Genomic DNA, 22,020 nt, shown 5'->3' with positions numbered 1-22,020 from the left:
AGTTCTCATAAGCTTCTAACGCTTGCCTAACCGGCGCGAAATAGCAGGCTAAAGTTGGTGACGAAGGAGCGCAAGCCTGCTGTTTTGCGTCCTTTGCTTTAGACACTTGTTATTTGAACTATTTACCGTGAATAATAGACCAAAAGGTTTCTCTGGCTTTATGTAGACTCGTTAAATTTTCACTTTTTGAAATACAAAGTGCTGCCCCAGCGAATATTAAGATTAAAGGTAAAATCAAACTGAACATTTTGGTTTCAGCATCATTCCTTTCAACACCATTTAAATTAATGGTTACACTAGGGTCAAATAATGTTTCAAAAGCTGAGTAACCCAAGAGCATTCCTACACATATAAATAAAACACCAATTAGGCGTAATGTATTTCTATAAAAACTAATTGGTAAATACACTCAGACCTCCAAGTTCATGGAACGCCCGGTTATGGGGCTAAAGTTAGCGACGAAGGAGCCCAAGTCAAGCTTTTTGCGTCCCATCCATAAACCGTTTGTTATGTGTTGTTTGCACTTACTAGCAGAAATTCACTGATTTCTTTACGTAACTCAAGGTTACTGCACCTAAGAGCATTTTCATCAGCCTTATTTGCCCATGATATTGCTTCATATTTATTACCTGCTTCCAACAAGCGCTCAGCAATGGCAAGTTGGGAAGAAGCAACATATTCACTTAAATTTAAGTTTGTTGCGACCTCTATTGCAATTAAATAGATATTTAAAGCTTGCTTGTTATTTCGGGTGTAATCGGCAAGAGCTTCCCATTGAAGGGGATGATCCTTGCTTGTTCCCTTATGCATTTCACATAATTCATTTAGTTTTTGATAAGCATGCCAATAGTTTTGAGTTAACTCAGCACTGGAAGAATTAACCAATTCACACGCTAAATCTAAAACTGAATTATAAATTGATTGATTAACCATAAAAACACATAACGCCCCACTAAGGTGCTAGTAATAGTTGGCCAAAATGTGTAGCGAAGCGAAACTGAGCCAACTGTTACGAGTCCCGCTTTAGTGGTTTGTTATGTGTAAACCTACACCAAGATTTAATAATTAATATAAAAACAACAACATAAGAAGTCCACTGTAAAAGAAATGATATTATAAGCTGCGTAATTCCTAAGTGGGCTACACCACTAAATTCAATGTAAAGCTTTACAGGAAAACAAAGAGGCTTAGTGATATTTTCAGGTAGCAATCCTACAAAAAGAAGATCTATCAGTATTAAACATCCAATAACACCCGAAGCTAATGTGGTGCGAACTAACAAGCCTAACTCCCTTTACACATAACGCCCTGTTAAGGGGCTGATAATGTTTGGCTAAAATGTGTAGCGAAGCGAAACCGAGCCAAACATTAGCAGTCCCGCACTTAAACAGCTTGTTAGTTGCACCGACTCTTGGCTTCTACTTTATCCCAATCGGTTGAGTCTACAAGTAAGCTCCATGTCTGGAAGTGCTTATAGATCCAAATAAATTCTTGAATCTGAGCTCCTGCAACAATGCCGATAAATAAAAACTTAATCTCACTTGGTAATGGCTGAGGTATAAAAAAGTCACTATAAATTACAAATAGAATTACCACTAAACGGAAAAGCATTAATGGTATATGCCTTCTGTACTGCCCTGCGAGCGTAAAGCCATTTTCCCTATACTTTAAGAGTCTTGCGTACATATTTATTTTCATCAACGGCTCGATCGTAGCTGTGCAACTAACAGCTTATTAGCGAGAATTTCGGATAAAGGAAGTTATCCACAAGCTCAAAACTCTGCGCTAATAAGTTTTTTATTTAATAATACCAATAACTTATCAGGGGTTTTATCAGTGAGCAAGCCAATATGCGCGGCGCAAAAACGAGCCATTACTTATTCGCGCCTTACTGGGCACGCTATGTAATTTATTTTATCTTTGTATATCAGATTGTTAGGATTAGAATCTACATAATCGAGCCATTTCTATCCGTTACATAGCGTGCCAAATCGCAAGCAATTTGCAGAATATTACTTATACGTATTTTGGGTGTGTAACCTTCGCCTTGCCAACGAAGGGTGAGTCTACAAACCAGTCTGAAGGCGTTTTTAACTACCCCATGTACTATATGAAACGCACTTTTTATAAAGTTTCTCTCGACTGTTTTGCCTAGAACGCCTGCTGAGCTTTAGCGACTGCAAATGGGAGAGTGGCAATTCCTTTAGTGCCTGTTTTGTTATCTGCAACTTTGCAACAATCCTTATAACGACTCGATGTTGTCGATGCACCACTGTGCTCTATCTAACACGGCTTGGCGCGCTTCGTCGCTTTGCTTATCCCAGTTGCGGTAGATCATACCAATACGATGATTATTGCCAAATTTATCTCTGTGTCTGTCCATAAAATGCCAATACAAGCTATTCATAGGGCAAGACGAGGATGAGGTTTTTTCGCTCACTTTATAGTGGCAGTGTTTGCAGTAATCGCTCATCTTATTGACGTAGTTGCCGCCACCACAATAGGGTTTGGTGGCGATAATGCCGTTATCTGCAAATTGGCTCATGCCACGTGTGTTCGGCATTTCTACCCACTCAATGGCGTCTACGTAGATGCCTAAGTACCAGGCATCGACCTCGTCGGGGTGCACGCCTAACAACAAGCAAAAGTTGCCGGTGATCATCAAGCGTTGAATGTGGTGGGCATAACCATGATCTAGGCTTTGGCCGATTGCTTGCTCAAGACACTTCATCTTTGTTTTCGCGTTCCAAAAGAATGCGGGAAGTGGGCGCTGAGCATCTAAGGAATTGCGCGAGGCGTAGTTGGGCATATTTGCCCAGTAAATACCTCTGACGTATTCACGCCAACCGAGAATTTGCCTTACAAAGCCTTCGACTTGGGCGAGGGTGATACCACCGTCTGATTCATGGTAAGCCTCAATCGCCGCGTTAATGACTTGCAGCGGATGCAGAATCTTGGCATTGAGTACAAACGACAAACGGCTGTGGTACAAAGTCCACTTGCTGTCGGTTTGGCAGGTCATCGCATCTTGAAAGGTGCCGAACAGCGGCAGCAAGTGAGCGCAAAAGTGATCCAGCAACTGTAATGCTTGTTTGCGGGTAACAGGCCAAAGTAGGGTGTCACCACTATTCCCTATGGTGGTTATCTGATGGCGTTCGATACGGTCGTTTATAGCACTCACATCATTTTCAAAACAAAGTGGTGGTGGCACCAATTCGATGTCTTGAGGTTTGAGTTTATTGCGGTTGTCTTTATCAAAATTCCATTGCTCGCCCTGAGGTTTACCGTTATCCATCAGCACGTTAAAGCGCTTGCGCATCTTGCGGTAAAATTGCTCCATGGTGTGATGCTTGTCGGCTTGAAAATAATCGCTTAATTCCTCAAAGCCCAACATAAAGTGTTCACTGTCGTAGCCTGAGACGGCGACATCACCTAAATCCAGTGAGCTCATCTGTTCACGTAATCTAAATTCATCAGCGAGCTGATAACTAAAGCGCTGCGCGTTGAAATGCTGAACGTAGTGCTTGATGAGGTTAGCAAGAGAATCAAAGTCTTGGGTGTCATCAAGGGTCAGGTGCAGCACTTCGTGCCCTGCTTGGCTCAAGGCTGAAGCGAAACGTTCCATCGCCGCAAAGAAGCACTGTATCTTTTGAATATGGTGCTTGGTGTAATGCATTTCTTGATGCAGCTCGGCGATAATGTAGAGCACATCTTCTTGTTTGGTTTTGAACCATGAATGGTTGGCATTGAGCTGGTCGCCCAGAATGAGGCGTATTTCTTTGTAGTGTGTTTGCGTCATATATAAATTCTATTTTTGTGGCCAACTAACATAGTCTGGCTCAGATAGCGCTAAGCTTTCACCGCCGTAATACTCTATAAACTCGCCGTCTGGGTCGAACATCTCGGTTTGCTTGGTTAAATTAAAATGTCTACCACCGCGTGGATCTGCACCTACGCCGGCAATGTACTGCCAATTTCCGTAGTTACTGGCAACGTCGTAATCAATTAACTGATGTTCGAAATATGCCGCGCCGTAGCGCCAATCGAGCTGAAGTTCATTGACAAAACAGCTGGCGACAATCTGCCGGCCACGATTGGACATCCAACCGGTAGTGTTGAGTTGTTTCATCAATGCATTGACCAAAGGGTAGGGGGTATTGCCATTACACCAAGCCTGATACCTTTGCGGGTAAAAACTGGTTTGTGGCGGTGTGTCACTCATCCCTTTAAAAGTGAATAACGACGCGCCTTGTTTCAGTGCTAGCCACTGAAAATATTCGCGCCACAGTAACTCAAAGTAAATCCAATAGGTGGATTCATTTGCGCCACATTTGTGTTCGTATTTAATTAGCGCTGTATACATTTGTCGCGCGCTGAGCGAACCGTTAGCAAGCCAAGGTGACAATGCGCTAGAGAATTTATCTCCCCACAACGCATTACGAGTTTGTTTGTAACGACTCGGCGCGCTACCACTAAAATAATGTGTTAGTGCGGTTTGAGGGGGCTGTGAGAACCAAGGCGTCAACTGCTGTGAGTCTTTAAGGATGTCTGTGCACAGGGGTAAGTCACATTGCACAGAAGCAGGAAAGTGCAGCGGCGTTCCCAGTGTCGGATGAACTCCAACGCTTGATTCAACCTGTTTCCTAAAGCGGCTGAAGGTGGTTGGAATGTCGTCAATTTGAAACGCAAATTGGTCCTTATCAAACAGCGTATGGTTTGATTTATGCCAAAAATTGACCCCACGCAATTGCCGTTTAAGCTCACAGATTGTTGTGCGCTCATTCCAACCGAATTGATCAGCGATGGCGATATCTACAACCTTGTGTTCCTCCGCTATGCGAACGAGTTGTTCTAGATTGTTGGCTAAATACAGCGCATGCCCGTGGTGGCTTAACTCCTGTGCAAGTTGCTTCAGCGTTTGTCCCGCAAAAGCGCGAACACACTTGGACGTTGCCTGCTTTACATAGCCATTTTGACTATTAACTAGTAGCGAGTTCAGTGGTGCATAGATAAAAATAAGTCGCTCACTGTGCTGGCAAAGCCGCTGTAACAGTGCGTTGTCTGAAATTCTGAGATCGTTGCTGAAAAGGTAAAGGCCCGTAGACATAGCAAGTAGTAGCAAGTGTGTTGTAGTGAGTGATACGCACTACACTGTGAGTTCGATCGGTTTAGCCTTTATCGCAATGATCCATAGGCTACAATTAGAGGTAATTAAAGGATGCATAAGGAGTAGTAAGATGTTTATAAGGATTTTCGCGATAACGCTATTAATATCGAGCGGTCAGTTAGCTGCTCAGACTTCAGTATACAAATGTGTTGTTGATGGGGTGGTGAGTTACTCACAACTACCTTGCGGCGATGATGCGCAAAAAGTAGATGTTAAAGAAATAGTCAACAAACAGCAGGTGATGCCATCAACACCGGCTGATGACAGCATCGATAGCTACATCGACAATCGTGCTATCTCGCGTGAACTGGCGCAAAGCCAAGATAAAATAGATACATACTCTATGCAGATGCGCAAAGAATTATCACGGCTGGAAGTACAGGCCGCGAGCCAGCGGAAGAACCTCGCAGGTGCACAGCGTGATGAGGCGATTGCAACGCAAATGCAATCAACCATTGAGCAATATCAATCACTTATCAATAGAGAACAACTCAATATTGACCGTCTACTTCTCAAGCAACAGATGACTGCGCCCTCTGAAGGTGACAATGTCGACCACTACATTAGAGCCAAGCAAATTGAACGCGAAATGCGCGAGCATGAAGATAAAATCGAAACCTATCATCAGCGTTTGGATTCCGAGCTCAATGCCTTGAAGATTAAATCGCCTAGCCAGTCTTCAAGCTTGGTAGCGGCCAAGTTTGACAGCGCTAATGCCCAGCGAATGTCTGCAACCACCGCTAAATATGCGACTCTTATCGATATTGAGCAAAAGGCGCTGCAACGCTTAACAAACGAGTACGCAAGCCTAAAAGTTAAGTAAACTTGGCGAATACAAAAACGGTGCCTTGGGAGCACCGTTTTTTATTTAACCAACTTCAGCGACAAGCATGCTGGAATTGAGGCTGATAAGTTGTGCTTTAGCAAAGAAGTTGAAATCTGTGCTGGTGGTCCAACTGTATGCTCCCATGTTTTGCGTGAACACTAAATCACCATCTTGCAGCGCAGGTAGCAATACATTGTCACCGATTACATCAATGCTGTCGCACGTTGGGCCTGCTAACACGCTTGGCTCGCCCGCGGCAAATTCTGTGCTGTATTGAGTGTAAAAACGTTGTTCTGGCTCACCGTACACACGGCCGCTAAACGCACCATATACACCGTCGTCCATGTAATACCAACGTAAGCTACCACGCTGGCTTTGGCCCATCACACTCATTACGTGCGTCATCGCAGAAGCAACGATAAAACGTCCTGGTTCTGCAATAAAATGTGTGGTGTCTGGCCACTGCGCAAGCGCTGCGCGGATCGGTGCGCAAAACTCATTGATGTCGATTGTGTTGCCTGTGTAACTAACAGGGAAGCCACCACCAATATCCAAGGTATTCATGGTGCCAACGCCTTGCGCTAAGGCCATTTCGAATACGGTTTTGCATTGCTCAATCGCATACACATATTTCTGCGGGTCCATCGTTTGCGAGCCCACATGGAAAGATAAGCCACGAACACGAATGCCCAGTTCTTTTGCCTTCTTAAGCAAAGGCAATGCATCAGCAACCGTCACACCAAACTTCTTCGACAGGTCTGCTGCCGCATCCTTGTTAGGGAAGCTCAGACGTAAAAGTAGCTCTACTTTGTCACTGTATTTTTCAAACTTGTACAGCTCATTCTCGCTGTCAAACACGAATGTAGAACAGCCATAGGCAACGGCATGTTCAATGTCGCTAACGCGCTTAATTGGGTGCGTGTGGATGACTTGAGAAGGCATTACACCCGCTTGTGCGACCAAATCTACTTCGCCATTGGTTGCTAAGTCAAAGCATCCACCTAGCTCATTCAGCGCGTTGACTACATCGATATGAGGCAATGGCTTAAGTGCATAGTGCAGCGCTACGTTTGGTAGTGCGTTGGCAAGTGCTAAATAGTTTTCACGAACTTGGTTAACATCAAGAACCAATAGCGGCGTGCCGTGCTGCTTTGCAAGCGCAGTGCATAAAGAAAAGTGTTCGTTGTTTGTAGTAACAGGCTGAACAAAGGTAGAAACCGACATCATAACTCCAAAAGTTAATTTGGATAGTTACTCTTTCGCCTTGGCAAGGATTGCTGTACTAGGATTGGCTATCTAATAAAAGTGGCGCAATAATATTCAAATTATTGCGCCACGCAAGTAAAATTTTTAAAAATTTTAACTTTTTTATAGGTGCTTATTCAGCCACTGCGATATCGAAAGTCACAACTGAATCTTCACCTGCTACAACCGATACAGGTTCGATGCTTTCAAGCGTGAATAATTCGTCCATCACTTCTGGATCGTCAATGTGTGCAGCACAGGTATAACCTAGTGTGTACTCACCTGCAGCAACAAAGCCAATCTCAAATTCGTAAGCGCCGCTTTCTTCGTTCATCACTACGTTAGCTGTCGCAATTGGTGCATCTGCTGGAACAGTTTCACCGTCGACGTAAAGGTCTTTTTGACCTTCAGCTACTGAATACAAGTATACAGCGTGACCGAAAGCACCTGTCTCAGGCACGATATCCATGTTGTCTGTTTCACATTGATTGAACAATTCTTCAGACACGGTACCTAGGATATTTTCAACATCAGCTAGGTTCTCTAGGCGGATGCCAGTAGGTTTAAGGTTTACTTCATCGCTGTTAGACGGGTTTACCAAAGACTTTTTAAGGTCGAATTCAAGTACGAATTGGTTTTCACCTACAGCGAGTGTGAAATCGTTAATTTGGATTTCGCCAATGCCGTCGTTTCCTTTGCGGTTCACAGCAAGAGGTACGATAGTGTCGTCGTTATAAACAACGTGAGAAGTAAACTCGATGTTTGCCATGTCGCCATTTACTACGTTGGCACGTAACCACTCATACTCACCAGGCGCAACTACTTCATCGTTGATCAGTGCGAAAATATCACTACCGGTGTAGTCAAGTAGGTTTACCATTACTGGTTGGTCTGGATTGTCAGCATCACGCGTTTCAAATGTTGGTTGCTCACCGCCACCATTGATGATGATGCTGTCAAATGCAACCCACACTTCTTTTACGTTGCTAACAGGTGCATCAGATATTCCAAGGGAAAAAGACGCTGAAGAGGGTTCTGGGGTAACTGTTACCTTGTCATCACTACCTGAACCACCACCACAACCAGCTAATAAGGCCATGGATATTGCGCTTGTTAGAATTAACTTGTTCATTACATTGTTCCTCTAGATTGCATAGGGGCAAGCTTAGCAAACGAGCCTGAACATGGATTTAACAAGCATTAGTCAGAGATTTATAGATGTGGCTAAAGTAGGTTTTGTGTTGTTCAAACAGATATTGCCGCAACTGACTCTTATTGTCATTTGATACGAAGGTTACCGCCACAAAGTTTTCTTGCTGGCGCATCTTCTTAAGTTTCAGTGGTAGAGGATCATACTTGGGCAGAATTAAGTTCGCTATCGCACTTTGAGGTGGATTATCAATCTTAGTTGCGTCGACAACGGCGCCAGTTGATGACAGTGACACAACTGGCAACTCTAGACCCGACTCACCTTTGATAACAATATCTTTGGGATTATCAAATCGCCAACTACGGTGTGAACCCTGTGCTTCACAGATCTCAGGTGCACCTAGTTGGGGTTGTAGGTCGTGATTTTCATTGAGTGTGAGTGTTAGAGGAAACCACAGTTCAAAATGCCCAACTTCAGCGAGCATAAACAAACCGGGATTATCGAATAGTGGGGCGACGTATTCAGGAAGATGAGAGCGTAAAGACAACCCAGCGCCAGCGACGTTTTCGCTGCCCAGCGGTTGCTCACTAAAAAGCTGCTTAAAGAAAGCTAACTCCTGCTCAGAAAACTCCATCTCTTTTCCCCAGATACTTCAAACTGCGCTGATTTGTACACCCGTAAAATGCTGGCGCAATCTATCATATTATTATTAGTGTTTAAATATTAAACAGATACAACGTTTCCGATATGGGTATTAGTCTAGAGGAAGGCGAATAAAGTAGCAACTGATGATGTGAAGATAATGCCGTGTTCAGTAGTAATGAACACGGCTAGCAGGTTAGTTAGGGGTTACTTAACCTCTTTTCCAGCCGCTTGTTGATCTGCATGGTAGCTTGAACGAACAAACGGGCCACAAGCTGCATGAGAGAAGCCAATTTCATCGGCGTACTCTTTCAGCGCGTCAAATTCTTCAGGTGGCACGTAGCGTTTAACCGGTAAGTGGTGCTTTGAAGGTTGTAGGTATTGACCCACAGTGAGCATATCGACGTTGTGTTCACGTAAATCACGTAAAACCTCTTCGATCTCACTCATTTCCTCGCCTAAACCAACCATAAGACCTGATTTAGTGCGTACTTCAGGGTGCGCTTCTTTGAAGCGACGAAGCAACTCAAGTGACCATTTGTAGTCAGCACCTGGACGAGCAAGCTTGTATAAACGAGGTGCCGTTTCTAGGTTATGGTTGAATACATCTGGCGGTGTCTCGCTCAGGATTTCAAGCGCTCTATCCATGCGACCACGGAAGTCCGGTACCAAGATTTCGATAGTGATACCTGGATTGTGTTTACGAATTTCACGGATACAATCGGCAAAGTGTTGTGCTCCGCCATCACGCAGATCATCTCGGTCCACAGAGGTAATAACCACGTAGCTTAGCTTCATGTCCTTGATGGTTAGCGCTAACTTTTCTGGCTCTTGGGCATCAGGCTTCAAAGGGCGGCCGTGAGCAACGTCACAGAATGGACAACGACGAGTACAAATTGCGCCCAAAATCATAAAGGTTGCTGTGCCGTGATTAAAACACTCAGACAGGTTAGGGCAACTTGCTTCTTCACATACTGAGTGCAAACCGTGCTTACGCATCGCTTGTTTGATACCGTCGATACGCTCGTTCGATTTTGGAAGACGAATCTTGAGCCACTGCGGCTTGCGCAGCATTTCATTTTTCTCGGTAGGGAGCACCTTAACCGGGATCAATGCCATTTTTTCAGCATCGCGAAGCTTTACGCCAGGCTCCATACGTACAGATGATTTTGTCATTATTCCGCCAAACCTTGTTGGTACTCAACCTGTTCGGGATTGAGTCGTTTAATTAATTGCTGAACCAGACCTTGCCCTGCGGCTTCCACAGTTTGTGGACCATTGAGGTCTTTACATTGCACCATTTCCATTCCGGCATACCCGCATGGGTTGATGCGCAAAAAGGGGCTTAAGTCCATGTTGACGTTTAATGCCAGACCATGGAACGAACAGCCACGGCGAACGCGCAGGCCAAGAGAGGCTATTTTGGCGTCATTAACATATACGCCCGGTGCATCTGCCTTAGCATACGCGTCGATATCATATTCTTTTAAGCAGTCAATAATACTTTGCTCAAGCCAAGTGACTAGCTCGCGCACGCCGATTTTTAATCGACGTAGATTGAACAACACATACAGCATTTGCTGGCCAGGGCCGTGATAAGTTACCTGACCGCCTCTATCTACCTTAACAACAGGAATATCACCAGGCATAAGCACGTGTTCTTCTTTACCTGCTTGGCCTTGGGTGAAAACCGGTTCGTGTTCAACCAACCAAATTTCATCGGCGCTTTGTTCATCACGGGTGTCGGTGAACTCTTGCATAGCATGCCAAATTGGCATGTATTCTTGGCGCCCCAGTTGGCGAACAATTAAATTACTCACTATGTGCTTCCTTAACTGTGCGATTAAAGCACGTGGCGAACATCGTCTAGGCCGCCCAGCTCAGTGTAGATAATCTCGATATGCTCTTTTGAAGTCACGGTTGCCACAATAGTGACAGACTCGTAGTTACCTTTGCTGCTAGCCTTGGTTTTTGGCGCATAATCGCCAGGTGCATGCTCTTGCATGACCGTAAGTACTTGCTCAGTTAATTCGACGTTCGCAAGGCCCATCACCTTGAAGGTGAACGGACAAGGAAACTCTAGAAATTCATCAAACCTGGTATCTTTAACCTGCTTGACCATAATACTTGACCCTCTTTTACAGCACAGGACGCAGACAAACTAATGGGTTCATTAGTCCACTTTGGTGCGCATTCTATCATTTTTTAGCGCAAAAAAAACGCCCCTAAGTAGGAGCGTTTGTTCTAGGCAATGCCATTTCGGATGCCAGTATTTAAGTGCGACTAAGCGCTTTGTTGCTTACTCGATGATTTGTAGACGTAAATAGTCGTAAATCTTGCTGAAAAAACCACCTTCTTGCACACTTTCTAGTGTCACTAGTGGGTAACTAGCGATGTCTTCACCAGCTAAACGTAGGTATAGCGTGCCCACTTTTGTGCCTTTCTCTAGAGGTGCTTCTAGTGTTGTATCTAACTCGAAGTTCGCTTCTAAATTCTTTTGCTGGCCACGAGGGATTGTGATTGGTGTATCTTCTAAAATACCCAACGATACATTTTCCTTATCGCCCATCCAAATGCGCTGATCAGCGAATTTATCACCCGCTTTATACGGCGTTACTGTTTCGAAGAAACGGAAGCCATAGTTAAGTAGTTTCTTACTCTCTACTTTACGCGCACGCTCTGAGCTTGTGCCCATAACCACTGCAATTAAGCGCATATCGCCTTTTGTCGCTGATGACACAAGGCTGTATCCAGCTTCGCTAGTGTGGCCAGTTTTAATGCCGTCCACGTCTAGACCTTGGTCCCACAGTAGGCTATTGCGGTTAAACTGCTTAATACCGTTGTATGTAAAGTCTTTTTCTTTGTAAAGAGCGTACTCATCAGGTACGTCGCGAATCAGTGCTGCACCTAAAGTCGCCATATCGCGTGGTGTAGTGTAGTGCTCATCAGTATCTAGGCCGTGGCTGTTGATAAAGTGAGTGTTAGTCATGCCAAGTTTATCAGCATGAGCATTCATTAGGTCCGCGAATGCTGATTCGCTGCCGGCAATGTGCTCTGCCATTGCCACACAGGCGTCATTGCCTGATTGAATAATGATGCCGCGGTTTAAGTCTTCAACGCTGACTTGCTTACCGACTTCGATGAACATTTTTGATGATTCAGGGAAATTCTTTGCCCATGCGTTTTCACTTACGGTGACCATGTCTGTAGGTGAGATATTGCCCGCGGCAATCTCTGTACCAATCACATAACTGGTCATCATTTTGGTTAGACTTGCAGGTGCTAGTTTGGTGTCAGCTTCGCCCTCGGTGATCACTTTGCCAGTGGTAAAGTCTACAAGGAAGTAACCCTTAGCATTGATTTCAGGTGGGGTTGGAATAATCTGGGCGTTCGCAGCAAAAACGGCGCTAGCGCATAGCAAACCACTTAGGCCTTTTAGAAGAGAATGTTTTATTGATTTCATGATGCTTTATAAATCTGTTTTTAGAGTGAAAATGCGGTTCTACCGATATCTTAAAGGGCTTGGTCGTCATAAAGCAAGAACGCTTGCGCGAACTGTCTACTTTTTAACTGCTCTAATAACGACTTAGCCTGATGCTCGTCAGCTATTGGACCTAATCGCAAGCGAAAAATTCCATCATTTTGCGATTTTATATCGGTTGGGACGTGAAAGTCCTGTTCAAGCTGGCGTGCAAGGGCTTGGATATTTTCCAATTTAGAGCCAGCCGCAACTTGAATGTACTTTGTACGAGGCTTTGAGTCGGCTAGGGTAACTGCTTCAAGCTTAACCCTTGCTGTACCCTTTAGGTGATAACCTAATTTGTATGCCGCAGCGTAAGACAAGTCGATTATTCGGTCTTCATGGAATGGTCCACGGTCATTAACACGGACGATGACGCTTTGGCCGTTATCCACATTGGTGACTCTTACAAAGCTTGGTAATGGCAGTGTTTTGTGTGCAGCAGTCATCGCAAACATGTCGTAGGTCTCACCGTTTGAGGTGTGGTAGCCGTGAAATTTTCTACCGTACCATGAAGCAATCCCTTCTTCGGTGTAACCACTTTCGTCAAACATAGGCACATATTGCTTACCTCTGACGACATAAGGGCGATTTGCCGCAGCACTTTTTGGCTCATCGGTGACGACGGCATCTGCTAGCTCAAGATTATTCGGGTGGCGCAGGGGAGCTGCATCATGCTGCATTGAGTAACGATCGCTTTGAGATGTGGGCGCACGAGATGTACTACAGGCAGTAATAACCAAGCACATTAGGGTAAGAATAATCTTGCGAGTCATCATTACTTATTCAACATCCTTTTTTCTGTGGCAATACTCATGATGATGCCAAAACCAGCTAATAACGTCACCATGGAGGTACCCCCATAACTGATAAGTGGCAGAGGCACACCCACAACGGGGAGTAAACCGGAAACCATGCCAATATTTACGAAAACATAAACGAAGAAGGTAAGCGTTAGTGCGCCGGCTAGCAATTTACCAAACGCTTCTTGCGCATTGACCGCGATAAATAAGCCGCGTGCAATAATAAACAAATACACGCCAAGTAGTATCAGTACTCCAACTAGGCCAAATTCTTCACTCAATACTGAGAAGATAAAGTCAGTGTGGCGTTCAGGTAAGAACTCTAGCTGAGATTGAGTACCTTGCAACCATCCTTTGCCCTCAACACCACCAGAGCCGATGGCAATTTTTGACTGAATAATATGGTAGCCAGACCCAAGGGGATCGCTTTCAGGGTTTAAGAAAGTCAAAACACGCTGTTTCTGATATGCGTGCATACCATAGTGCCAGAAAAGGGGGGCTCCAGCGCCAACTAAAATACTGAGTCCGCCTATGAGGCGCCAGCTTACACCGGCTAAAAACAACACGAAAATACCTGAACTTGCAATCAAAATTGAGGTGCCTAAATCGGGTTGTTCTTTGATTAATAAGGTTGGCACCATAACAATCGCTAGACCAACCCCAAGGTGGCTCAACCTCGGTGGTAAATGATTTCGGCCTATGTACCACGCGACACACATAGGCACAGCGAGCTTCATAATTTCTGATGGTTGAAAACGAATGCCAATATCAAGCCAGCGCTGTGCACCTTTGGAACTGACGCCCACAAACAACACAGCGATGAGCATTAAGGTGCCTACAACATAGGCAGGGATAACGACGCGCTTGAGTGTAGTTGGTGAGATTTGTGCGCAGATAAGCATGGCTAAAATCGCACCACCCATGCGGGTACTGTGGCGCATCATCATGCCCATATCCTGACCGCTGGCGCTGTATACAATGGCCAAGCTACCCGCCATCATTGCCATAATCGCGAGGAACAAGGGGAGGTCTATATGGACGCGCTGCCAAATCGATTGTTTTGCAGTAACAGGGATCATGATTTGGGCGCCTCTTTTTTACCTTCAAGCGGATTAGCAATGAAGTAATAATCCATCACTTTACGCGCAACTGGGGCTGCTACGGAACCGCCACCACCGGTGTTTTCAACAATGACAGTTACGACTATTTGCGGATCGTCGAATGGCGCAAAACCAACATAAATAGCATTATCGCGATGACGTTCCTTCAACTTCTCTGCATCATAGCGCTCTCCTTGAGCGATACTGACAACCTGAGCCGTTCCCGTTTTGCCCGCCGAGTCATAGTTCGTATCTTTAAACGCCTTGTGTGCTGTCCCGGTGGTCTTTTTTACCGTGTTGTGCATGGCGTCTAAAGCGATTTGCCAATGACGCGGGTTCTTGAGTACTACGGGTGGTTTTTCATCGTTATTGATGTCTTCACTTACCCCATCGTGACTAAGCTTTTGCACTAAATGTGGCGGATTATTTTTACCTTTGTTGACCATGATATTCACAGCGTTGGCAATTTGTATGGGTGTTACTGTCCAATATCCTTGGCCTATACCCACTGAAATCGTATCCCCAGGATACCAAGATTCTCTAAAGCGGCCGCGCTTCCAATCAGCTGTAGGTAGGATCGCCGTAGCTTCCTCTTTGATATCGATGCCCGAGAGGTCGCCAAAGCCAAACTGCGCCATAAAATTACTGATCTTGGTGATCCCAGCACGATAGGCGATATCGTAAAAATAGGTATCACAGGATTCTTCGATGGCTTTGTACACGTCAACATGGCCATGTCCCCAGCGTTTCCAATCGCGCCATCTGTGATCAACATTCGGAATTTGGAAAAAGCCGGGATCCCACATTTCGGTGGTTTCACTTACCAATCCCTCTTCTAGACCAAAAATCGCCATGTGCGGCTTGATGGTAGATGCAGGAGCATAACGACCTTGCGTTGTTCGGTTGATCAAAGGACGGTCAGGATTGAGTAACTCTTTGTAATCTTTAGAACTAATACCATGCACGAAGAGGTTAGGGTCGTAGCTTGGATTTGAGTAAAGCGCCAATACACCACCGGTTTTAGCATCGAGTGCAATCACGGCACCACGCATATCTTGCAATGCCAATTGAGCAATTTGCTGCAACCCGATATCCAAAGTTAAGGTCAAGTCTTTGCCGGGCACTGGTGCGGTTTCATCTAGGGTTCTTAGTACTCGCCCACGGTTGTTGATTTCCACCGATTGAGAGCCGACTTCACCGTGCAGTTGTGTTTCATAGAATTTTTCTAAGCCTAACTTGCCGAAGTCGCGTGTTGCACGATAGTTGGTGGCTAAGTCTTCCGCTTCGAGTATCGCCAGCTCCTTTTTGTTGAGCTTGGCGACATAGCCCAAAGCGTGGGTCAGGGTGTCACCGTAGGGGTAATAGCGCGCCAAACGAGCCTCAATATTGAAGCCTGGAAACTTATGCTGGTTTACTGAAAATAACGCGACTTCTTTGTCGTCAAGGCGGCTTTTCAACACCTGACTGTTGAATCGACGGTTGTTGCGAATATCGTCTAAAAACTCTTGGCGTTGTTGTTCTGTGATGTCAATTAAGGCACTGATCCGGTCTAACGAATCATTGAGATCATCGACTTCCTCAGGAATAACTTCAAGGTTGTATATTGGCTTGTTTTCGGCAAGCAAATTGCCGTTGCGATCGTAGATTAAGCCGCGGTTAGGTGCGATTGGAATAACTTTAATGCGGTTATCGTTCGAGCGCGTTTGGTAAGTTTGATGCGCAACAATCTGTAAGTTATAGAGATTTGATACCAGTATCGCAACGAGAATAAGAACAAATATAAAAGCGGTGAAAGCGCGACGCGCAAACAAGTTGGCTTCGGCAGAATGGTCGCGAATAGGAGTGCGTTTGCGCAGCATTTTTCGTTATTATTCTCGGTGATAAGGGTGATTGTTATTTAAGCTCCAGCCTCGATAAAGGCTCTCCGCTACAATAATGCGCACTAATGGGTGTGGCAAGGTCAAATTCGATAAAGACCACTTCTGCTCCGAACGAGCAATACATTCCGGTGCCAAACCTTCTGGACCACCAATCAACAAGCTCACATCTCGGCCATCTAGCTGCCATTTTTCCATCGCTTTAGCTAGTTGGTGGGTGTCCATTGCTTTGCCTGTCACTTCTAAGGTTACAATGCGGTTGCCTTTTGGGATAGCTGCGAGGGTACGCTCACCTTCTTGTTGCAAAATACGCTTTATATCGGCATTTTTGCCACGTTTACCTGCGGGAATTTCGATGAGCTCCAGCGCCATATCTTTGGGGAAACGGCGTTGGTATTCGCTAAAGCCTGCTTCAACCCAAGCAGGCATTTTGGTGCCAACAGCAACCAATTGAATCTTCAAAGGTTAACCCCAAAGTTTTTCTAATTGGTAAAAGTCGCGGGTTTCGTCTTGCATCACGTGTACAACCACGTCACCCAAATCTACCAGCACCCATTCACCTACGTCTTGGCCTTCTTGACCAATCACATGCAAATCATGCTCTTTGGCTTCCTTAGCTAAATGTGCAGCGATAGATTGGACTTGGCGTTTTGAGTTACCTGAGCACACCACCATGTAATCTGTAATACTTGAAGTCTCGCGTACGTCTAATGTGATCACGTCGCGGGCTTTCATGTCATCAATTTTGTCTAATGCAAAGTCAAGAAGTTCGTTGGTTTGCAAAATTAACTCTCTGTCTAATTAAATGTCTTAAGCAGCGAATATTATCACTTTTGTGAGCCCATATACAGACGCTTATCAAGGATATATTGATTCACTGCATCTGGTAATAGGCTGGTGCAATCTAAGCCGTTGAGCAGTCGCTCACGCACATGCGTTGACGATTCATCGCGCTGAGGACCTTCTAGAAAGTACACTAGCCCTGCAACGTTAGACTGCAACTGTGCTGGTTTGTTGCACTGGTTAGTGTGTAAATATGCGCGTAACTCTTGTGATGGTGCCAAATTCTCGTGCGGACGTTGGTAAACCACAAGATGGCACAAAGTCAGAATTTCCTGCCAGTGATACCAGGTATCGAAGCTATTGAATGAGTCCATCCCCATCAAAAATAAAATAGGTTCGTGCTGTTGGTCTTTGCCGTCGAGTTCAGCTCTTAGCTCTTGCAAGCTTAACAATGAATATGACGGGCCTTGACGGTGCAATTCGCGCTCATCGATCACAAATGCGTCGTTATGCGCCGTTGCCAGTTTAAGCATGGCTAACTTGTCTTCGTTACTTATGCCGCTGGCTTGCTTGTGAGCTGGCACACGGTTGGGCATAAAATGCAGCCTTGTTTCGTGAAAATGAGCAAGGCACTGCTGCGCCATATTGATGTGGGCATTGTGCACGGGATCAAACGTGCCACCAAATAACAGCATGTTTACTCCTCAAAGCAAGGGGCAGGGAATGGCAAACTACGGCAAAAACTAATGCTAATGTGCGCGAGCATAGGAAAAGGCGAAGCTAAACGGCCGCGTTTATAGGCACCGTCGAAATCGGCCAATAAATCTAAGATATGAGTAACGTGGTGCCCGTTTATACGATGTAGAGCTTGGCTGTATAGACCTTGCTGATTCTTCCAAATAGCTAACTGCTTACACGCGTTGGCGAAGTCTACACCACTATTTTGCAAGGCTATGAGCTTTTGTAACTGCTGTGCTTCTTTAGTTAACGCCCACGCTATGGCTGTTGGTTCTGTATTGTCATTCTGCAGACGCTGTAACACCTGCATGGTTTTGTCACTATCACCACTGAGTACCGCATTAGCTAAATCGAAAATATCGAAGCGATTTTGGTTCAATAGGATGCGCAGCAAAGTACGACCATCAATCGCCTTTTGGCCAAACAACAACGATAGCTTTTCCAACTCTTGATGACAGGCAAGTAAATTGCCTTCAGTGGTGTCTAGTAGCACCTGTTTGGCGTCATTCTCGAGATTGAGCGTTAATCGACGACAATGGCCATCTAGCCAACGTCTAAGGTGAGGGCCTGTAAGCGGATAACAGGGAACAAACATTCCTTGTTTATCGAGTGCTTTAAACCACGCGCTGCGTTGAATTTCTTGGGACGCCTTTGCCCCATGCAATACGATGACACAATCGGGATTCGGTGCGTCAACGTACCTTTTGAGATGCTCAGAACCCGTCTTTCCAGGCTTATGACCATTGAGGTCTAGTTCAATGAGGGTTCGTGCACTGAACAGTGACATACTTTGATAATGCGCATCGACCTCTTGCCAGTCGAATTGGGCACCAGCGGTCAGTTTGATAACTTCATCAAAACCTTGTTGTTTTGCGCTGTGCTTAATTTGCGCCACACACTCATTGACCTGAAAGGGTTCTTCACCAAACACCATATAAAAGGGCGCTAGGCCTTTTTGTAATTGCTGTGGTAATTGGTTAGCGTAGATGCGCATTAGAGTTGAGCTAGCTCCCGAACAATTCGGCGGCTTGCTTGTTTACGCAGCTCTTGCAGTAAGATGTTCATTTCATTGGCTTTAGCCAAGGCGTTATCAGGGTCATCCTGATAGTTGCGATACAACTCAAAGTACTGCTCAACAGGCTTATCGCCTGCACGTTCTAGGGTATACGACACAGAGTATATGAGCTCGTACTCGGCAACCTGACCGTTTTTAAACAAGGATAATGCGCGTCTGTCGAGTGAATCTGACACCAAGGTTAGCGTTGGTGAATTGGCGCGAAGGTTATCATTCACTTGCACATTACTGATTTCAAGTTCATTGATCAGTTGCGCATACAGAGCTGAGTTAGTATCGGTGGCCGTCACTTCCATGATCATGAGATCGCTAGGTAAGTCAGAGGCACGTTTCAGGTGAAAGCCGCAGCTGCTTAGTACCAAGACTAAGCAGCTAAGCATCACTGTTTTTAACAGGCGTGATGCGGCGAACATCTTAGTTCGCCACCACGTTAAGGACTTTGCCTTTGATGTAAATTACTTTACGCACTGTTAGGCCTTCCGTGAATTTCTGTACGTTAACGTCGTCAAATGCTGCTTTTTCAACCGCTTCTTGGTCAGCATCTGCAGCTAGAGTTAGCTTAGCACGTACTTTACCATTTACTTGAACAACAACGAGTTTTTCACTTTCAACCATAGCTGATTCGTCAGCAACAGGCCATTTAGCGTCAAGTACATCGCCTTCCTTACCTAGGTCTTGCCATAACTGGTGAGATAGGTGCGGAGTAATAGGTGCAAGCATGATTAACATCGCTTCTAGCGCTTCGTTAGCAACTGCTTTGTCACCATCGTTCTCTAGCGGCGCTTTAATCAACTTATTCGATAACTCCATTACCGCAGCAATCGCAGTGTTGAACGTTTGGCGACGCTCTAGGTCATCGGTGATCTTAGCAATCGCCTTGTGTAGTTCACGACGAAGTTCTTTTTGCTCTTTCGATAAACTTGCAACATCAAGTGCTACGAAGCCTGCGTTATTTACATCAACGGCATATTTGTATACACGCTTGATGAAACGGTGCGCACCTTCAACGCCTGAGTCAGACCATTCAAGTGTTTGCTCTGGCGGCGCAGTAAACATCATAAATAAACGCACGGTGTCTGCACCGTATTGGTCGATTACCTGTTGCGGGTCGATACCATTGTTTTTCGACTTAGACATCTTGCTCATACCAGCGCTTTGTACTGGCTGACCATCGTCTTTGTGCCACGCTTTAATAATGCGGCCTTTGTCGTCTTTTTCTGTTTCAACGTCAGTTGGTGAAATCCAGATGTCACCGCCTTTTTCGTCTTTACGGAAATAAGTTTCAGCTAGCACCATACCTTGGCACAGTAAGCGCTCAAATGGCTCATCAGAGTTCACTAGACCAAAATCACGTAGCAACTTATGGAAGAAACGAGCGTACAACAAGTGCAAAATAGCGTGCTCGATACCACCGATGTACTGGTTTACAGGCAACCAGTAGTTGGCAGCGCCTGGCTCAAGCATACCTTCATCGTAGCGTGGGCTACAGTAGCGCGCGTAGTACCAAGATGACTCCATAAAGGTGTCAAAAGTGTCTGTTTCGTGGAATACCGTTTCACCGTTAATCGTCGCCTTCGCCCATTCTGGGTCTGACTTGATAGGTGAGGTTACGCCATCCATTACTACGTCTTCAGGAAGACGCACTGGCAGCATATCCGCAGGTGCCGCAAGCTCTGAACCGTCTTCTTTGTTCAGCATTGGGATTGGTGAACCCCAATAACGTTGACGGCTTACACCCCAGTCGCGAAGACGGAAGTTTACTTTACGCTCACCTACACCAAGCTCAGTTAGCTTGTCGGCGATGGCGTTGAATGCAGCTTCGAAGTCAAGACCATCAAACTCACCAGAGTTAACTAGTGTGCCTTTTTCTGTGTATGCCGCTTTTGATAAGTCGCACTCATCGCCTTCGTTTGCAGCGATAACTTGTTTGATTTCAAGACCGTATGCTGTGGCGAATTCAAAGTCACGTTGGTCATGTGCAGGTACAGCCATTACCGCACCTGAACCGTAATCCATTAATACGAAGTTGGCGATCCAGATTGGTACTTCTTGGCCAGTTAGAGGGTGTACAGCAGTTAGGCCAGTCGCGATACCTTTTTTCTCCATGGTAGCGACGTCAGCTTCGGCCACTTTGGTGTTTTTGCACTCTTCAACAAATGCCGCAACCTCTGCGTTAGCAGCCGCTGCTTCTTGTGCGATTGGGTGAGCAGCTGCAACAGCAACATAGGTCACACCCATGAAGGTGTCAGGACGCGTGGTGTATACGCTGAATTCACCTTTGCCATCAGCACGTTTGAAAGTGATATCAACACCTTCAGAGCGGCCAATCCAGTTACGTTGCATTGTGCGTACTTGCTCAGGCCAATGCTCTAACTTATCTAAGTCGTCAAGAAGCTCTTGTGCATAGTCAGTGATCTTGATGAACCATTGTGGAATTTCTTTTTGCTCTACAACGGCACCTGAACGCCAACCTTTACCGTCAATTACTTGCTCGTTGGCAAGTACTGTTTGGTCAACTGGGTCCCAGTTAACGGTCGACATTTTTTTGTATACAAGGCCTTTTTCATAAAGCTTGGTGAAGAACCACTGCTCCCACTTGTAATACTCTGGGTGACAGGTTGCGATTTCACGATCCCAATCATAACCAAAACCTAATAGTTTTAATTGGTTACGCATGTAATCGATGTTTTCGTAAGTCCAGCTAGCCGGCGCTGTGTTGTTTTTAATCGCCGCGTTTTCTGCTGGTAGGCCAAACGCATCCCAACCCATAGGTTGCATTACGTTTTTACCTTGCAAGCGCTGGAAGCGAGACACTACATCACCGATGGTGTAGTTACGCACGTGACCCATGTGCAGTCGGCCACTTGGGTAAGGGAACATTGAGAGACAGTAAAACTTCTCTTTTGAGTCGTCTTCTGTGACTTTAAATACCTTGTTTTCGTCCCAGTACGACTGGGCCTTCGCTTCGATTTCCTGCGGGTTATATTGCTCTTGCATCTACTCTTCCAGACTTCTTGCAAAATGATGACAAATTTGCCCGATAGCATACCCCAAATCAATGCTTAATCACAGCAAGCAACGGGCTTTTTTATTA

Annotated in this window: 21 protein-coding genes; 1 reads left to right on the top strand and 20 read right to left on the bottom strand. The window is 45.4% G+C overall.

Annotated features, from left to right (window positions below; translation table 11 throughout):
- Positions 1–118: 118 nt before the first annotated feature.
- From V1358_RS05850 to V1358_RS05835, 4 genes are all read right to left on the bottom strand, one after another.
- The gene (locus V1358_RS05850) at positions 119–409 is read right to left on the bottom strand and encodes a hypothetical protein (protein WP_347392890.1); all 291 of its coding nucleotides are present in this window, start codon (positions 407–409) and stop codon (positions 119–121) included.
- Between the two features lie 98 nt (positions 410–507).
- Positions 508–933, bottom strand: a complete 426-nt coding sequence (locus tag V1358_RS05845) for a hypothetical protein (protein WP_347392889.1) — start codon at positions 931–933, stop codon at positions 508–510.
- A gap of 1,309 nt (positions 934–2,242) precedes the next feature.
- On the bottom strand, positions 2,243–3,799 hold the full coding sequence (locus tag V1358_RS05840; protein ID WP_347392888.1) for a cryptochrome/photolyase family protein: 1,557 nt from the start codon (positions 3,797–3,799) through the stop codon (positions 2,243–2,245).
- Between the two features lie 9 nt (positions 3,800–3,808).
- Positions 3,809–5,107 (bottom strand): DASH family cryptochrome, encoded by a 1,299-nt coding sequence (locus V1358_RS05835; RefSeq protein WP_347392887.1) that lies wholly within the window; start codon positions 5,105–5,107, stop codon positions 3,809–3,811.
- A 130-nt stretch (positions 5,108–5,237) separates the two neighbouring features.
- Here V1358_RS05835 and V1358_RS05830 point away from each other — a divergent pair, with 130 nt between their 5' ends.
- Positions 5,238–5,990 (top strand): DUF4124 domain-containing protein, encoded by a 753-nt coding sequence (locus V1358_RS05830; RefSeq protein ID WP_347392886.1) that lies wholly within the window; start codon positions 5,238–5,240, stop codon positions 5,988–5,990.
- A gap of 45 nt (positions 5,991–6,035) precedes the next feature.
- Here the strand turns inward: V1358_RS05830 and V1358_RS05825 are convergent, their stop codons facing one another.
- From V1358_RS05825 to leuS, 16 genes are all read right to left on the bottom strand, one after another.
- On the bottom strand, positions 6,036–7,217 hold the full coding sequence (locus V1358_RS05825) for a type III PLP-dependent enzyme (RefSeq protein WP_347392885.1): 1,182 nt from the start codon (positions 7,215–7,217) through the stop codon (positions 6,036–6,038).
- Positions 7,218–7,371: 154 nt separating this feature from the next.
- On the bottom strand, positions 7,372–8,370 hold the full coding sequence (locus V1358_RS05820) for a DUF4382 domain-containing protein (protein WP_347392884.1): 999 nt from the start codon (positions 8,368–8,370) through the stop codon (positions 7,372–7,374).
- 58 nt (positions 8,371–8,428) lie between these two features.
- Positions 8,429–9,022, bottom strand: a complete 594-nt coding sequence (locus V1358_RS05815; protein ID WP_347392883.1) for a hypothetical protein — start codon at positions 9,020–9,022, stop codon at positions 8,429–8,431.
- Between the two features lie 215 nt (positions 9,023–9,237).
- A complete protein-coding gene (gene lipA, locus V1358_RS05810; protein WP_347391000.1) occupies positions 9,238–10,206 on the bottom strand; it encodes a lipoyl synthase in 969 nt (322 codons plus the stop codon).
- The gene (gene lipB, locus V1358_RS05805) at positions 10,206–10,808 is read right to left on the bottom strand and encodes a lipoyl(octanoyl) transferase LipB (RefSeq protein ID WP_347391126.1); all 603 of its coding nucleotides are present in this window, start codon (positions 10,806–10,808) and stop codon (positions 10,206–10,208) included. Before lipB ends, lipA begins: the two co-directional genes overlap by 1 nt.
- A gap of 65 nt (positions 10,809–10,873) precedes the next feature.
- Positions 10,874–11,152 carry a DUF493 family protein YbeD gene (gene ybeD / locus V1358_RS05800; protein WP_347392882.1) on the bottom strand — a complete coding sequence of 93 codons (279 nt, stop codon included), beginning with the start codon at positions 11,150–11,152 and terminating at the stop codon, positions 10,874–10,876.
- Positions 11,153–11,329: 177 nt separating this feature from the next.
- Positions 11,330–12,493 carry a serine hydrolase gene (locus V1358_RS05795; protein WP_347390998.1) on the bottom strand — a complete coding sequence of 388 codons (1,164 nt, stop codon included), beginning with the start codon at positions 12,491–12,493 and terminating at the stop codon, positions 11,330–11,332.
- Between the two features lie 50 nt (positions 12,494–12,543).
- Positions 12,544–13,329 carry a septal ring lytic transglycosylase RlpA family protein gene (locus V1358_RS05790; RefSeq protein WP_347390997.1) on the bottom strand — a complete coding sequence of 262 codons (786 nt, stop codon included), beginning with the start codon at positions 13,327–13,329 and terminating at the stop codon, positions 12,544–12,546.
- The gene (gene rodA / locus V1358_RS05785) at positions 13,329–14,432 is read right to left on the bottom strand and encodes a rod shape-determining protein RodA (protein ID WP_347390996.1); all 1,104 of its coding nucleotides are present in this window, start codon (positions 14,430–14,432) and stop codon (positions 13,329–13,331) included. The genes V1358_RS05790 and rodA overlap by 1 nt, the downstream gene beginning before the upstream one ends.
- A complete protein-coding gene (gene mrdA, locus V1358_RS05780) occupies positions 14,429–16,312 on the bottom strand; it encodes a penicillin-binding protein 2 (protein ID WP_347392881.1) in 1,884 nt (627 codons plus the stop codon). Before mrdA ends, rodA begins: the two co-directional genes overlap by 4 nt.
- A gap of 9 nt (positions 16,313–16,321) precedes the next feature.
- Positions 16,322–16,792, bottom strand: coding sequence for a 23S rRNA (pseudouridine(1915)-N(3))-methyltransferase RlmH (gene rlmH / locus V1358_RS05775; protein WP_105190439.1), 471 nt, complete (start codon positions 16,790–16,792; stop codon positions 16,322–16,324).
- Positions 16,793–16,795: 3 nt separating this feature from the next.
- The gene (gene rsfS / locus V1358_RS05770) at positions 16,796–17,113 is read right to left on the bottom strand and encodes a ribosome silencing factor (protein ID WP_347390994.1); all 318 of its coding nucleotides are present in this window, start codon (positions 17,111–17,113) and stop codon (positions 16,796–16,798) included.
- A gap of 44 nt (positions 17,114–17,157) precedes the next feature.
- Entirely contained in the window at positions 17,158–17,808 is a 651-nt protein-coding gene (gene nadD / locus V1358_RS05765; protein ID WP_347392880.1) for a nicotinate-nucleotide adenylyltransferase, read from the bottom strand.
- Between the two features lie 2 nt (positions 17,809–17,810).
- Positions 17,811–18,845 (bottom strand): DNA polymerase III subunit delta, encoded by a 1,035-nt coding sequence (gene holA / locus V1358_RS05760; protein WP_347392879.1) that lies wholly within the window; start codon positions 18,843–18,845, stop codon positions 17,811–17,813.
- On the bottom strand, positions 18,845–19,339 hold the full coding sequence (locus V1358_RS05755) for an LPS-assembly lipoprotein LptE (protein ID WP_347390991.1): 495 nt from the start codon (positions 19,337–19,339) through the stop codon (positions 18,845–18,847). The genes holA and V1358_RS05755 overlap by 1 nt, the downstream gene beginning before the upstream one ends.
- Position 19,340: 1 nt before the next feature.
- Entirely contained in the window at positions 19,341–21,923 is a 2,583-nt protein-coding gene (gene leuS / locus V1358_RS05750) for a leucine--tRNA ligase (RefSeq protein WP_347392878.1), read from the bottom strand.
- Positions 21,924–22,020: the final 97 nt, after the last annotated feature.

This window comes from Pseudoalteromonas pernae, from assembly GCF_039831865.1.
GTDB lineage: Bacteria > Pseudomonadota > Gammaproteobacteria > Enterobacterales > Alteromonadaceae > Pseudoalteromonas > Pseudoalteromonas pernae.
The sequence above is the reverse complement of the archived record's forward strand: the minus strand, read 5'-3'. Positions and strand labels throughout refer to the sequence as shown.

Bases quoted from the DNA above. Each gene is read 5' to 3' on its own strand.
- V1358_RS05790 (WP_347390997.1), bottom strand. From the start codon at position 13,329: ATGATGACTCGCAAGATTATTCTTACCCTAATGTGCTTGGTTATTACT.
- V1358_RS05820 (WP_347392884.1), bottom strand. From the start codon at position 8,370: ATGAACAAGTTAATTCTAACAAGCGCAATATCCATGGCCTTATTAGCT.
- V1358_RS05795 (WP_347390998.1), bottom strand. From the start codon at position 12,493: ATGAAATCAATAAAACATTCTCTTCTAAAAGGCCTAAGTGGTTTGCTA.
- V1358_RS05845 (WP_347392889.1), bottom strand. From the start codon at position 933: ATGGTTAATCAATCAATTTATAATTCAGTTTTAGATTTAGCGTGTGAA.
- V1358_RS05830 (WP_347392886.1), top strand. From the start codon at position 5,238: ATGTTTATAAGGATTTTCGCGATAACGCTATTAATATCGAGCGGTCAG.
- lipA (WP_347391000.1), bottom strand. From the start codon at position 10,206: ATGACAAAATCATCTGTACGTATGGAGCCTGGCGTAAAGCTTCGCGAT.
- leuS (WP_347392878.1), bottom strand. From the start codon at position 21,923: ATGCAAGAGCAATATAACCCGCAGGAAATCGAAGCGAAGGCCCAGTCG.
- V1358_RS05840 (WP_347392888.1), bottom strand. From the start codon at position 3,799: ATGACGCAAACACACTACAAAGAAATACGCCTCATTCTGGGCGACCAG.
- nadD (WP_347392880.1), bottom strand. From the start codon at position 17,808: ATGCTGTTATTTGGTGGCACGTTTGATCCCGTGCACAATGCCCACATC.
- lipB (WP_347391126.1), bottom strand. From the start codon at position 10,808: ATGCCAATTTGGCATGCTATGCAAGAGTTCACCGACACCCGTGATGAA.
- V1358_RS05815 (WP_347392883.1), bottom strand. From the start codon at position 9,022: ATGGAGTTTTCTGAGCAGGAGTTAGCTTTCTTTAAGCAGCTTTTTAGT.
- ybeD (WP_347392882.1), bottom strand. From the start codon at position 11,152: ATGGTCAAGCAGGTTAAAGATACCAGGTTTGATGAATTTCTAGAGTTT.
- V1358_RS05825 (WP_347392885.1), bottom strand. From the start codon at position 7,217: ATGTCGGTTTCTACCTTTGTTCAGCCTGTTACTACAAACAACGAACAC.
- rodA (WP_347390996.1), bottom strand. From the start codon at position 14,432: ATGATCCCTGTTACTGCAAAACAATCGATTTGGCAGCGCGTCCATATA.
- V1358_RS05755 (WP_347390991.1), bottom strand. From the start codon at position 19,339: ATGTTCGCCGCATCACGCCTGTTAAAAACAGTGATGCTTAGCTGCTTA.
- V1358_RS05835 (WP_347392887.1), bottom strand. From the start codon at position 5,107: ATGTCTACGGGCCTTTACCTTTTCAGCAACGATCTCAGAATTTCAGAC.
- mrdA (WP_347392881.1), bottom strand. From the start codon at position 16,312: ATGCTGCGCAAACGCACTCCTATTCGCGACCATTCTGCCGAAGCCAAC.
- holA (WP_347392879.1), bottom strand. From the start codon at position 18,845: ATGCGCATCTACGCTAACCAATTACCACAGCAATTACAAAAAGGCCTA.